The 13,702-nt window shown below is 47.2% G+C and carries 6 protein-coding genes; 4 read left to right on the top strand and 2 right to left on the bottom strand.

The genetic code is table 11. The annotated features are described in order from the left end of the window. Positions 1–308: 308 nt before the first annotated feature. Complete coding sequence (locus BT127_RS09405; protein ID WP_075424755.1) at positions 309–3,008, bottom strand: valine--tRNA ligase; 2,700 nt, start codon at positions 3,006–3,008, stop codon at positions 309–311. A gap of 84 nt (positions 3,009–3,092) precedes the next feature. Further along, the gene (ileS, locus tag BT127_RS09400; RefSeq protein ID WP_075424754.1) at positions 3,093–6,203 is read right to left on the bottom strand and encodes an isoleucine--tRNA ligase; all 3,111 of its coding nucleotides are present in this window, start codon (positions 6,201–6,203) and stop codon (positions 3,093–3,095) included. Positions 6,204–6,623: 420 nt separating this feature from the next. On the opposite strand from ileS, the gene BT127_RS09395 reads away from it, so the two are divergent. The 4 genes from BT127_RS09395 (at position 6,624) to BT127_RS09380 (ending at position 13,654) form a co-directional block, all read left to right on the top strand. Then, on the top strand, positions 6,624–7,325 hold the full coding sequence (locus tag BT127_RS09395; RefSeq protein WP_075424753.1) for a LytR/AlgR family response regulator transcription factor: 702 nt from the start codon (positions 6,624–6,626) through the stop codon (positions 7,323–7,325). Between the two features lie 13 nt (positions 7,326–7,338). Then, positions 7,339–8,646, top strand: a complete 1,308-nt coding sequence (locus tag BT127_RS09390; protein WP_075424752.1) for a sensor histidine kinase — start codon at positions 7,339–7,341, stop codon at positions 8,644–8,646. 541 nt (positions 8,647–9,187) lie between these two features. Beyond that, entirely contained in the window at positions 9,188–11,809 is a 2,622-nt protein-coding gene (locus tag BT127_RS09385) for a LamG-like jellyroll fold domain-containing protein (RefSeq protein WP_075424751.1), read from the top strand. A gap of 309 nt (positions 11,810–12,118) precedes the next feature. Beyond that, positions 12,119–13,654, top strand: coding sequence for a hypothetical protein (locus BT127_RS09380; protein WP_075424750.1), 1,536 nt, complete (start codon positions 12,119–12,121; stop codon positions 13,652–13,654). The last annotated feature ends 48 nt before the right edge of the window (positions 13,655–13,702 follow it).

The following is a 13,702-nucleotide window of genomic DNA, read 5'->3' as shown; positions in this document are numbered from 1 at the left end:
TTATGGATTCACTTATGATTATACATGTATAGATATTTACACTTAATCATTGAGGAAAGCTATTCTGAATTGAATCTTTCCTCAATTCTTTTTTGAAGCCTTTACTTTAAATTTTCAGCCTGACAGGTCATTATAAAAAAACTTCCGCACTAAAATCAATGCGGAAGAATGACCTGTCAGGCTGAAAATTTGGGGCAAAAGTCTTTGGAAAGGGGTTCGGGGAAGAACCTTTCCTCAGAAAGGTTTTCCCCGATGAATACGTATGAAATGTCTTTATATGTATCACGCATATTGCGTCCCTTTTGCTATCAGCCAAGTGATGCGAGCATCTCCTGGAGTTTCTCTATAAGTGCCTTTGTCTTAGCTTCGTTTTCACGTACAGAAGCTACCACCTTCTCGGGTGCCTTGGACATGAAGCTCTCGTTATTCAGCTTGCTGTTAACGAATTCCATTTCCTTGTAAGCCTTTTCAAGCTCCTTGTTGATCCTTGCCTTTTCGCTGTCTGTATCAACAAGTTCCTTAAGAGGAAGGAATATCTTTGCGTCAGCTGTTGCTGTACTTACCATACCTGTAAGCGAATCGTTCTCCTCGGTGATGACCTCGACCTCGGATGCGCTTGCCATTCTTACGAGGAAGCTCTTTGCAGCATCGTACATATCGGGTACTGCTGTTACGATAGTTACGTTAGCCTTGCGTGAATTCGGTACCTTAAGCTCTGCTCTGCACTCACGTACTGCCTTGATGGTCTCCATTGTCTTCTCCATCTTAGCCTCGTCCTCCGGGAAGCTCAGCGACTCGCTGTACTCAGGCCAGCTCTGCATCATAAGATAGCCGCTGTCATGAGGAAGTGCCTGATATATCTCCTCGGTTATGAAAGGCATGAACGGGTGGAGGAGTTTGAGTATATCTGTAAGAACATAGCAGAGAACGTTCTGAACGTTGTTCTTCTTCTGCTCGTCCTCACCGTTGAGACGTATCTTTGCAAGCTCGATGTACCAGTCACAGAAGCTGCTCCAGATGAAGTCGTATATCTTCTGAGCTGCAACACCTGTATCAAAGCTCTCCATGTTGTAGGTAACGTCCTTGATGAGGCTGTTGAGCTTGGAGAGGATCCACTTGTCCTCGAGTTCAAGCTCCTTCGGAAGCTCGACCTTCTCTATGGACATATTCATAAGAAGGAAACGTGAAGCGTTCCATATCTTATTGGTGAAGTTTCTCATTGCAACGATCTTTTCTTCGCTGTAACGCATGTCGTTTCCGGGAGAGCTTCCCTGTACCAGCATGAAGCGGAGAGCGTCAGCACCGTACTGGTCGATGACCTCAAGAGGATCGATGCCGTTGCCGAGAGACTTGGACATCTTGCGTCCCTGACTGTCTCTTACGATACCGTGGATAACTACAGTATCGAATGGCAGCTTGCCTGTATATGCAAGGCCCGAGAATATCATACGGCTTACCCAGAAACCGATGATATCATAGCCTGTCACGAGTGTACTTGTAGGATAGAAGAACTTATAGTCCTCAGAGTCCTTATCAGGCCAGCCGAGAATAGAGAACGGCCAGAGTGCTGATGAGAACCATGTATCCAGTGTATCGGGATCCTGTGAGAGGTTTGTGCCTCCGCACTTAGCACACTTGCACGGTGCTTCCTTGGCAACGTTTGTCTCGCCGCAGTCAGCGCAGTACCATGCAGGTATACGGTGTCCCCACCAGAGCTGACGTGAAATGCACCAGTCGCGTGTATTTCTCATCCAGTTGAGATATGTCTTTGTGAAGCGCTCGGGAACGAACTTGATATCGCCCACCTCAGCAGCCTTTATTGCAGGCTCTGCGAGAGTCTTCATTCTTACGAACCACTGCTTTGATACCATTGGCTCGATAGTTGTATGGCAGCGGTAGCAAGTACCTACATCGTGCTTAAGGTCCTCGGTCTCTTTGAGGATGCCGAGAGCTTCAAGGTCTGCAAGAACAGCCTTTCTTGCCTCTGCGGTAGTCATACCTGCGTACTTTCCGCAGTCCAGTACCTCGGGCTCGTCGTCAGCAGCCTTTCCGCTTTCAACCAGTTCACGGTACTCCTTAACATCAGCTTCACCTGTCATGTGACCGTCATATGTGAAGCAGCGTACAACAGGAAGGCTGTGGCGGAGACCTACCTCGAAGTCGTTAGGATCGTGTGCAGGAGTTATCTTAACTACACCTGTACCCTTTTCCATATCGGCATGCTCATCGCATACGATAGGTATCTCTTTATTGATAAGAGGAAGGATAACGTGGCAGCCGTGAAGGTGCTTATAACGCTCATCCTCGCTGTTTATAGCAACTGCAGTATCGCCGAGCATTGTCTCGGGACGTGTTGTAGCGATTTCAAGGAACTCGCCTGTTTCCTTTACCTGATAGAGGATATGCCAGAAATGTCCGTTCTGCTCCTCATACTCTACCTCTGCATCGGATATTGATGTCTGACACTTAGGGCACCAGTTTACCATTCTGTTTCCGCGGTAGATGAGCTTCTGCTCATAGAGGTTTACGAATACTTCAAGAACAGCCTTTGAGCACTGCTCATCCATAGTGAAGTGTTCTCTCTCCCAGTCGCAGGAAGAACCGAGTGTACGGAGCTGCTTAACTATACGGTTGCCGAACTTTTCTTTCCACTCCCATGCTCTTTCCATGAACTTATCTCTGCCGAGGTCAGCTTTGGTAAGTCCCTCCTGACGCATAGCTTCAACTATCTTAGCCTCTGTAGCTATAGCGGCGTGGTCAGTACCGGGCACCCAGAGAGCAGCATAGCCCTGCATTCTCTTGAAACGGATGAGGATATCCTGAAGGGTATTGTCAACAGCGTGTCCCATGTGGAGCTGTCCCGTTACGTTCGGGGGCGGCATGGATATGGTATATGGCTTCTTTTCGGGATCGCGGATGCCTCTGAAGCAGCCGTCGCTCTCCCACTTTTCATAGATCCGCTTTTCAACACTGCTGGGATCATAGGTCTTTGGAAGGTCTCTTTTCATTACAATTTCCTTTCGGTTCAATGCGCGGAGACGGCGCCCTCGTTATCCGCAGCCGCAGATCTCGGGACGCCTGTCCTTTATTTATTACTTGTTTATCTTAACAGTTACCTTGCGGTCGTCATCGAAAGCGACTTCAAGAGTGAGATCAGGTGAAGCCACATCTGCCACCTTACTGAGAGTCTCATCGCAGATATAGTCTACCCAGTTCTGAGGGATATCACCTTCAAGCTGGATGCTGATGTGATCCATTATCTCGCAGTCGAGCTGACGGCGGGCATCCTGGATGCTGCGGACGATGTCTCTTGCGAAGCCTTCCTCGCGGAGCTCGTCAGTGATAGTAAGGTCGAGAGCAGCAACGATGCCCTTTTCGCTTGCAACGTGCTGACCTTCCTTAGCCTGGTAGGTAACGAGGATGATCTCGGGATCGAATGTCTCTTCACTGCCGTTGATCTCAAGTACAGCGCCCTCTGCTGCAAGACGGAACTTGCCGCTCTTTACAGCCTTGATGATATCGGGAACTCTGTCGGGATAACGGTTCCTTATCTCGTTGAAGTTAGGTGCATACTTTACCTCTGCAACGCTCTCAACGCTTTCAAGTACCTCAACTGTCTTAACGTTCAGCTCCTCTGCGATTATGTCGCTGAAGGACTTGATAACAGGTATTCCGCTGTCATCGGAGAGTGCAACGCCAAGTCTGCTGAGAGGCTGACGGTTCTTTACGTTGTTCTTGCTTCTGATAGAACGTGCAAGGTAAATAACATTGCGTACAAGCTTTACCTGATCGAGAAGCTCGTCATCGCGGAAGCTCTCGGGTATCTCAGGCCATGAATCAAGGTGTACAGAAAAGCCGTCTGTAAGAGTCTGGTAGATCTTCTCCGAGATGATAGGAGCAACAGGAGCGAACAGCTTTGTCATGTTGACGAGAACGTAGTAAAGTGTCTCGTAAGCGTTCTTCTTGTCCTGAGACATGCCCTTCTCCCAGAAGCGGCGTCTTGAACGGCGGATGAACCAGTTTGTAAGGCCGTCCACAAGCTCGATAAGGCTGTCAACATACTTGTTAACGAAGTATGCATCCATATTCTTGGTTATTGTATCGGTAGCCTCATAGAGCTTAGCCAGCATCCATCTGTCAAGCTGATTGTCGGATGCAGGCGGAGTGAGCTTTTCAGGTCTGAAATCGTCTATATTAGCGTAGCTTATGAAGAAGTTGCAGGCATTCCAGTAAGGGAGGATTATCTGCTGATAAGCGTCCTGTATACCGTTGTCATCGAAGAGAAGATCGCCGATGAGCATTGCATTTGTCTGATAGAGGTAGAGACGGAATGCGTCTGTACCGAAGCTCTTCATAAGGTGCATAGGATCTGTGTAGTTCTTTGAGGACTTGGAAAGCTTCTTTCCGTCCTTTGCGAGTATCGTACCGTGAACTATGCAGTTTGAGAAGCAAGGCTTGTCGAAGAGCGCAACTGAAAGTACGTGGAGGTAATAGAACCAGCAGCGTATCTGACCTGTATACTCAACGATGAAGTCGCTCGGGAAGTGTGAATCGAACCACTCCTTGTTCTCGAATGGATAGTGCTTCTGAGCGAAAGGAACAGAGCCGCTCTCGAACCAGCAGTCGAGAACCTCGGGAACTCTCTTCTTTGTGCCGCCGCAGCTGCACTTGAATGTAACCTTATCCATGTACTGACGGTGGAGGTTTGTGAGCTTGACTCCGCTTACTTCCTCGATCTCGTCAGCGCTTCCGAGTACAGTTCTCTCGCCGCACTTATCGCACTCCCAGATCGGGATAGGTGTGCTCCAGTAGCGGTTACGTGAGATGTTCCAGTCACGTGCATTTTCGAGCCACTTGCCGAAACGTCCGTGCTTTACTGTCTCGGGAACCCAGTTTATCTCCTCATTGCACTCGATGAGTCTGTCCTTGATCTTTGTAACATCGAAGTACCATGCATCCATAGCCTTATAGATCAGAGGTCTCTTACATCTCCAGCAATGCGGATAGTTATGTTCTATGGTGCCGTCTGCAACAGCCTTGCCCTGCTCATAGAGGAAGCGGATAACAGTCGGGTTCATTTCGATAACGTTCTTGTCGCCGTCGGGCTCATAGAAGTCTGTAACTTCCTCGGTGAAGCGTCCCTTTGCGTCAACAGGATTAACAAGCGGGATGCCGTTGTTCTTGCAGGTCCAGTAGTCGTCCTCACCGAAGGCAGGAGCTGTATGTACGATACCAACACCCTCGTCAGAACCTACGTAATCGGCAGTAACTACCTTGAAAGCCTTATCCTTGAGGTCTGCGAAGTAGGGGAAGAGCGGCTCGTAAGTACGTCCCACGAGGTCTGCGCCCTTGCACTCCTTGACTATTACAGGCTCTTTGCCGAATATCTTTTCATACTTTGAAAGTACGTTTGTACAAGCGATGAATATTTCCTCTCCTACGTCAACGAAGGAGTAATCCAGTGCTTCACCTACAGCAAGGCAGAGGTTTGAAGGAAGAGTCCACGGAGTTGTTGTCCATGCAAGGAAGAATACGGGCTTGCCGTTTATCTTCTCGTCTGTAGCGAACTTTGCGATTATCCATCTGTCCTGACGGGGACGTGTGGAATCCGATTCTCTTGTATCTGAGATAGAAAGCGAAGTCTCACAGTGTGTACAGTAAGGAGTTACGCGGTAATCACGGTAGATGAGTCCTTTATCGTAGCACTGCTTGAAAGCCCACATAACGCTCTCCATGAATGAGAAATTCATGGTCTTGTAAGCACCGTCGTAGTCTACCCAGCGCGCCATCTGCTCAACGTATTCCTTCCATGCCTCGTTATTGCCTGAAACCAGCTCGAAGCACTTGTCGTTGAACTTGTCGATACCGAGGGTATTCTCGATATAGTTCTTGTCATCGATGCCGAGGTCTTTTTCGACCTGGTTCTCGATAGGAAGTCCGTGACAGTCCCAGCCCCATACTCTGGGCACCTTATAGCCTCTCATAGTCCAGTATCTTGCGATCATATCCTTGATGAATGATACAAGTATGGTACCGTGGTGAGGCTTTCCTGTCGGGAAAGGAGGTCCGTCATAGAAGACGACTTCGTTTGCGCCTTCCTTATCAACAGACTTTTCAAACACCTTCTCGTCCTTCCAGAATTTCAGGACGCTTTCCTGTATCCCGCTTATATCGGGCTTACCTGCGAGCTCTTCGTATTTCATTGATAATTCACCTCTTGTTGATCATAACCGCCGCAGGGCAGTTTTAATTCATAATACAAATACACTATATTATATCACTTTTACCAAATACTTGTCAAGTAAAATCGTCAATATTCTCGCACCGCCGACTTTTACGACAGTTAACTGCATATTACGACAGGCTTCGGCATAATTTAATTTACAAAAAGCAATACGTTAGTAACAATATACATTTAGTTTATTAAAATAATATTTTTTATCTAAATTTCTTCAAAAGCTATTGCAAAATGCATAAAGTTATGATATAATAAAATAGTTTGATTTAACACTTTGCATTAATCAAACAGGGATAATATACAGCGGGTATGAGAATCCGCTGAAACGGAAATGGATCACAACAGGGAAAGTGAGGTGAAGCCGGAAACATCCACCGGCGTTTGAATGCAGTTAAAAGTTGCAATATGCGATGACGAAGCCTGCATCAGAGACACACTCGAAAGCAAAATACACAGTATAAAGTCAGACTACTTGATACAAAAATTCTCATCAGGCAGCGAGCTGCTTGAAGCAGACGAAAAATTCGACATTTACTTCCTTGACATAGAAATGCCCGATATCAACGGCATGGAGACCGCTAAGATCATCAGAGAAAAAGACAGCCTTGCACATATTATTTTCCTGACCAGTCATACGGAATTCATAAGAAGCGCTTTTAAAGTAAGAGCCTATCGTTACCTGCTTAAACCCATAAACCCCAACGAGCTTGCAGAGGCTATCTATGCCGCCGATAAAGAGCTCCTCGGGAACTGCAAGATAGCAGTGAGAACAAGTCACGAGACCGTTCTCATCGATAAGAACGATATCGTCTGCTTTGAAGCCTTCGGCGACGGAACATACATATACACCCGTTCGGGCGTGATAACCTCTTCGCTTGCGATGAAGTATCTCCTTGAACTCGTGGGGAACAGCTTCTTCCAGACTCACAAGTCCTTTGCGGTATCTCTCCAGCATGTCAAGAATATACTCCAGAATGAGATAGAGATGAACTACATATCAACCACCATTCCTATCTCACGTCGCAAGAACGCACAGTTCAGAAAGGCGCTTTTCGACTTCATACGCCTGAACGCAAGCTCTATGTGAGAACGGAGGACGTATGACCAATCTGTTTTTTAATCTACTTTTCTTCATCATCGAGCTTTCTAAACTGATGATGCTTCAGTTCGGCATATTCCGCATAAAGAGCCGAACGCTGAAAACGATGCTGACTGTCGGTGCAGTCTCATGCATACTTGCAGGCGCGCTGTCGGTATGGGCGTATCATTCGCTGTATTCGCTGATAGTGGGACTTCTTTCCATAGCTGCGGTATGCGTAATGACCGTTGAAAAGAAGAAATACGTCGCGGCAGTTCTCGGATATCTGTATATCGTCATAATGGATATGGTGCTTTTGGGCATATGCGTATCTCTTTTCGATATAAACCTCAATTCAGTCATTGAAAACAGGTTCGAGTATCTGCTGATGAATTCTCTTTCGCTGATAATGCTGCTTCCGCTTATGATACACAACATACGTAAGCGAAATGAGCTTAAGAACGGTCTGTCCAACAGAACAACCGTCCTGCTTATCGCAGGCGGTATAGCCGTCGGACTGTTTTTCGGAGCGATACAGCTTTCAGCTTCGGATTCTTTCAACGGAAACATAATGAGAGTAGTGATACTCGGAGTCAGTCTGAGCTGTCTGTTCTTCGTATTCATCTGCGAGGCACTTATCTCCAACAAGGCACAGAACCACAAGCTGAAAAAAGCAAATGCAGAAGCCAATCAGCTTATGAAGATACAGGAAAAATACTACACCATGCTCCTTAAGCGCGAGAACGAGACAAGAGCGTTCCGCCACGATATAAAGAGTCATCTATACTGTCTTAAAACGCTCTATTCAGAAGGCAAATACGAGGAATTCGAGGACTATCTTTCCAACCTCACGACCTCGCTCAACGAAATAGTTACCTCTACCGAAACAGGCAACAACCTTATAAACGCCATTGTCAACGATATAGCATCGCAGTACAGTGATGTCACTCTTAACTGGCACGGCTATCTGCCTATGGAGCTTTCGCTGTCGTCAATGGACCTCTGTACGGTTTTCTCGAACCTGCTGAGAAATGCCTTTGAAGCAGCCGTCAAGACCGAGGAAAAAAATGTATCGGTATCGGTAAGGAACATCGGTTCTTCGCTTATACTTGAAGTATCAAACACATCGCTCACAGAGCCCGTAAAGCACAACGGAAAATTCGTATCTTCAAAGTCCGAAGGCGGACACGGATACGGCATAAGCAATGCAAAAAAGGTCATCGAGTCAAAAAACGGTTCGTTCCTTATGAACTACGAAAACGGCATCGTCAGGACGGAAGTCATCCTTCCTTCCGCTATAAAGGTTGAAAATGCAATGCAGCCCGTATAGCGACCGTTTACCGTTTTTTTACTACCGTTCACCGTTAAGCACTTGATTATTGTTTATGTTTTGAATATAATAGTTACATCGGCACATGTTATATAACGATAAAGGGAGGACATATCGTGAATTTATATGGACTTATAACCAGCGTATTCGCTGCTTCAGAGTCAGTTGATTTCTGGAGTGAGATCATTAAATGGCTTACAGGAAACGGCGGCTGATACGCATATGAAGCAAACGGTCCGAGGGGGACAAACGACCGTTAATTCATCAAAGTTGTTTTTATGGAAATGGGATCAACACACGGTGTTATTCCGAGCGCAGCAGGCTCTTGACTGCTGCGTTTGCAATAGCGTCGAGAAAACCTCATCCTCCGACGGAACATATCACCAAAGGAGAACTCAGGCAAAGAGAAGTTCATGCTTCCCTTTGCCTGAGCTTTTTTATGCGGCAAATTCCGAAAACTGTTGCAATTCTGTGAAATATGTGTTACAATCAGATTAACAAATAGTTGAACGTAACTATATTATTTCAAGGAGGAATATTCATGAAAAAAACATCAGGCAGATCAGTCGCATCCCGACTGGTCTCTGCACTGTTCGGTGCGGTACTGGTTTGCTCTCAGACAGCAGCTTCACTTCCTGTTTCTGCGGTATTTCTGGATCCCGAAGCTGTCTCAGCAGCCGAAGCCGTTCCTCAGCAGGCAGTCTCGGACAACGTTTCGACCGATATCGGTCTCGTTGCGAACCTTTTCACAGTTGCAGGCAGCGATTCCGCCGAACATGCCGCTATCCAGTGGGCGACCACTCTTTCGGCTGACAGGTTCACCCTTTACCGCTCCACTAACCCCGACAGCGGATTCGTCCCGATATACGAGGGAAGCGGCACTTCATTCGAGGATGACGACCTTCAGACAGGTAACGATTACTACTACCAGCTGAAGGCTTCAGGCAGCAAGGGCGAATGGTATTCGGGCGTGAAGTCGGTATCACCGTGCGTCCTGCCGCAGGGACTCAGCACCTACGACAACCAGAAGGGCAGCAGTCTCGTCTACGAGACCAACGGCTACAAGGTAGGAAACACCTACTACAGCTATTCACTCAAATCCCACCCCGGAACAAGTGACATCTACCTTGCGGAAACCTCCTCATCGGACGGAAAACACTTCGGCAATGAGCGCAATGTTGCCGACAAGTCCCAGAACTCAGCACTGGAAAGCTGCAAGATAGAATCAGTTCATATCGACTACATCCCCGAGAAAAACAAAGTCGTTGTATGGGCGCACTGGGAGAAACCCAGCGGATACAGTGACGGTAAGGCACTTGTAATAACAGGTACTCCCGGCGGACAGTTCACAGTTCACCATGTATACAACCCGCTTGATATACAGGTTCGTGACATGGCTATCTTCTTCGACGACGACGGTACAGGCTACCTCATCGCAGCCGCAAACAAGGAAGGTCAGGGCGCAAACGCTACCCTTTACATATTTAAAATGAACGAGGACTACAGCGGCGTTACCGAAGTAGTCAAGACTCTCCACGAGAACCAGTACCGTGAATTTCCCAACATGATAAAACAGAACGGTTACTACTTCCTGTTCACATCACAGGCGGCAGGCTGGTACCCAAGCAGCGGTGCATATACCGTAACAAAGGACCTCTACGGCAGCTGGAGCGAGCTCCGCGATATCGGAAACACCTCCACTTTCTCATCACAGTCCGGCTGGATAGTTAACCTACAGGACAAGAACTATCTCATGCATGCTTACCGCTGGCTGAGAGCCTCCGAAACAAGCGGCACTACACTTTGTCCGCTGTATTTTGACAACAGCTTCGCTTTCTATGACTACTACCCCTACTTCAAGTACAATACATCCACAGGCGACCTCTTCCCCGTTCAGCAGGGCGAACTCCTCTCACAGGACAAGCCTGCATCAGCTTCCATAGCTGCAAAGTGGGAGGATTCCGCAGCAAAGGCTTTCGACGGCTCTTACAGGACCGCTTTCACAGCCATAGGCGACCACAAGAGATGGCCTTTCTACATTGAAGTGGATCTCGGTCAGGTATGCGACCTTGCAAACATACAGACCTCGTGGTACATCTGCAAGGGCTCAGAAGGCTACTACACCTACACCGTCGAGGGCAGCAATGACCGTGAAAACTGGGTGAAGATTCTCGACCACACCAACAAGGACAGCGAGGTCGTAAGCAAGACCTACGGTTTCAACAGTGATATGCTCTCGGGCAAATACAGATACGTCCGTCTGAATGTACTGAATGCAACTCTCCAGAATAACCCAACAAACAACTGGTATACTCCTACGGTATACGAAGTTAAGATATACGGAACTCCCACAGGTGAGATCCCTGCCAAGCTCCCCCCTGCTGTGAACTACGATTTCGAGACCTCAAACGGCAGTTCCGTTCCTGATAACGGCGGAAGCCTGAAAAAGGACCTCACTTTAAACGGTTCAGCTTCGATAGTAAACGATCCACAGAAGGGAAATGTCCTCTATCTCAACGGTTCGGACGGTACCTACGCAGAATTCCCCTCGGGTATGCTGGAGGGATGCACGGAATACACCGTTTCAATGGATGTAAAGTCCGAATCACAGGGCAACTTCTTTACCTTTGCCGCAGGTAAGGACAAGGATAAGTACGCTTTCTTCCGTGTGGCTGATGACCACTTCCGCTTCGCTGCAACTACCGATACATGGCGCGGTGAGAGCGAGATGAAGTACGGTCTCGACGGAAGCACATGGCACAACTACACCTTTGCGGTAAGCGGTTCGGATGCAAAGCTCTATGTGGACGGCACTCTTGTTGACACTTCAACGGAGATAGCTACACTGATGTCCGACCTCGGAAGCGGTATCACTTCATACATCGGAAAGTCCTATTACCCCGAGGATGACTATTTCAAGGGCTATGTCGATAACGTTGCCGTATACCGCCACGCACTGTCTCCCGACGAGATAACCAAGAAGTCAACAATCGAGGGCGATGTGAACTCGGACGGAAAATGTGATATTGCAGATGCTGTAATGATGCAGAATTATCTGCTCAACAATGGCACTATGAACAACTGGAATGCAGGAGACCTCGTCAAGGACGGAAGGATCAATATTTACGACTTCCTGCTTCTCAGAAAGCTCGTCATTTCTTAACGGACGATACAGTATATAATAGTGAACTGCTCTGAAGCCACATACTTCGGGGCAGTTTTTTAATCATTGCGTTAGCTTAGGTTAACATTTTGAGAAGTGCACTTTAGATATAAGCAACAAATTAGGATGTTAGCACCGCAAAACTTAGTGAAAAAAGCAATAAACCGTCCGTTCTGCTATTGACAAAATACCCGTATTATGGTAATATCCTTATGACAACAAGGCACTTGATGCCTTTATTTTATATGCTATAGTTAGCGATACGTAACCGTTAACAACAAATTTTATATACAAAAGGAGTATATTGATATGAAAAAGCTCAGATCTCTTATCAGCATCTCAACATGTGCAGCTGCTGTTCTTGCAGCTGTACCTTTCAGCGCATCTGCTGCTGATACCGTTTACGGTACTATGAACATCCCTTACGCAGACTTCTATGCAGCTGAAATAGGCAACGCTTACGAAGTTGACGCTGTTTCTTCCGCAACTGCTACAAAGTGGAAGGGCAACAACACAGGTTCTGTCGGCGAGGACGGCAAGTGGCAGAACGGCGGTCTCGTTGCAGGTACTTACAACGACGATAATGGTACTATCCTCGGTGTTACATATCCCGTTGCTGTTTCATCCGATGATGTTACATTCCTCACAGAAAACTACGGCTTCACTGCACTGGACAGCGCTCCTGCAGCTTACAAGGTAGTTTCTGTAAGCGACGGAAAGATAACTGTTTCAGCAGTCAAGGATACAAACGGTGAGCAGACTGCTGACGGCGAACTCACTCTTGCTACAACTTCAAACTACGGTGACTATCAGATATCTGTAAAGGGCTATCCTACAGACTGTGACCTCTACGGTATCACAGTAAATACTTCAGACGGTTCTTCATATGCGCTCCGTCACCTTGAAAACATCTGGAGAAACGGTTCTTACTCATGGTCAACAGGCTTCAAGACATCCGAAGCTCACGGAAACGAGCTTAAGTATGAGGACTTCGTAAGCATCATGGGCAAGACTATCACAAGTGTCAAGTTCATCACTCTCGACGGCTACACAACAGTAAATACAGGCTCTGTTTATGTACCTGTAAAGTTCGACGGCGGTGTAACTGCTGATAACGGCAAGGCAGGAACAGGTTCAACAACATACACATCAACTGTTCCTTCCGATTTCGAGATAGCACCTTCTGTTGACGAGGGCATGAGCGCTGCTGACGGCACTATCTCATACACAGATGCTAAGCCCGGTCAGTACAATATCACTCTTAACGATTCAAAGGGCAAGTACGCTCCTGTTTCAGCTTCATTCACACTCGAAACAGCTGACGTTCCCATTAAGTATGAGGACGGCAAGCTAACAACTGCTGACGGCTTCACAGACGAGGATGCAGCAAACTTCATCAAGAACCTTGCAACAGCTGCTGTTAACGACAACACATACAATGCATCAGGCAGAGGCGCTGTCAAGGTAATAAACGAGGACGGAACCGTTAACTTCGAGGCAGCAGCAGGTGCAGGCAGAGGTTCAGAAGGCACTCCTGTATTCGCAGAGGACGGCAAGTATAAGATAGTTCTCACTGCAACAGGATATACAACTCCATACTCATTCGAGGTTACAAAGGGTGCAGTTGAAGAGCCTACACAGGAAGCAACAGAAGCTCCTGCAACAACTCAGACTACAGCTACAACAGCAAAGACTACTACTAAGACTACAGCAAAAACAACTGCAAAGACTACAGCTAAGGCTTCAAACAGCCCTAAGACAGGCGTTCCCGGTGCAGCTATCCCTGTATCGGTACTCACTCTTGCAGGTGCAGCAGCATTCATTTCAAGAAAGAAAAACGACTGATATAGCGGTCAATAGATAATTTAGTAAGTTTTTGCCCCCTGCGTCCCG

The organism is Ruminococcus sp. XPD3002 (genome assembly GCA_900119535.1).
Lineage (GTDB): Bacteria > Bacillota > Clostridia > Oscillospirales > Ruminococcaceae > Ruminococcus > Ruminococcus flavefaciens_H.
This window is presented reverse-complemented; position numbering and strand designations above follow the sequence as displayed.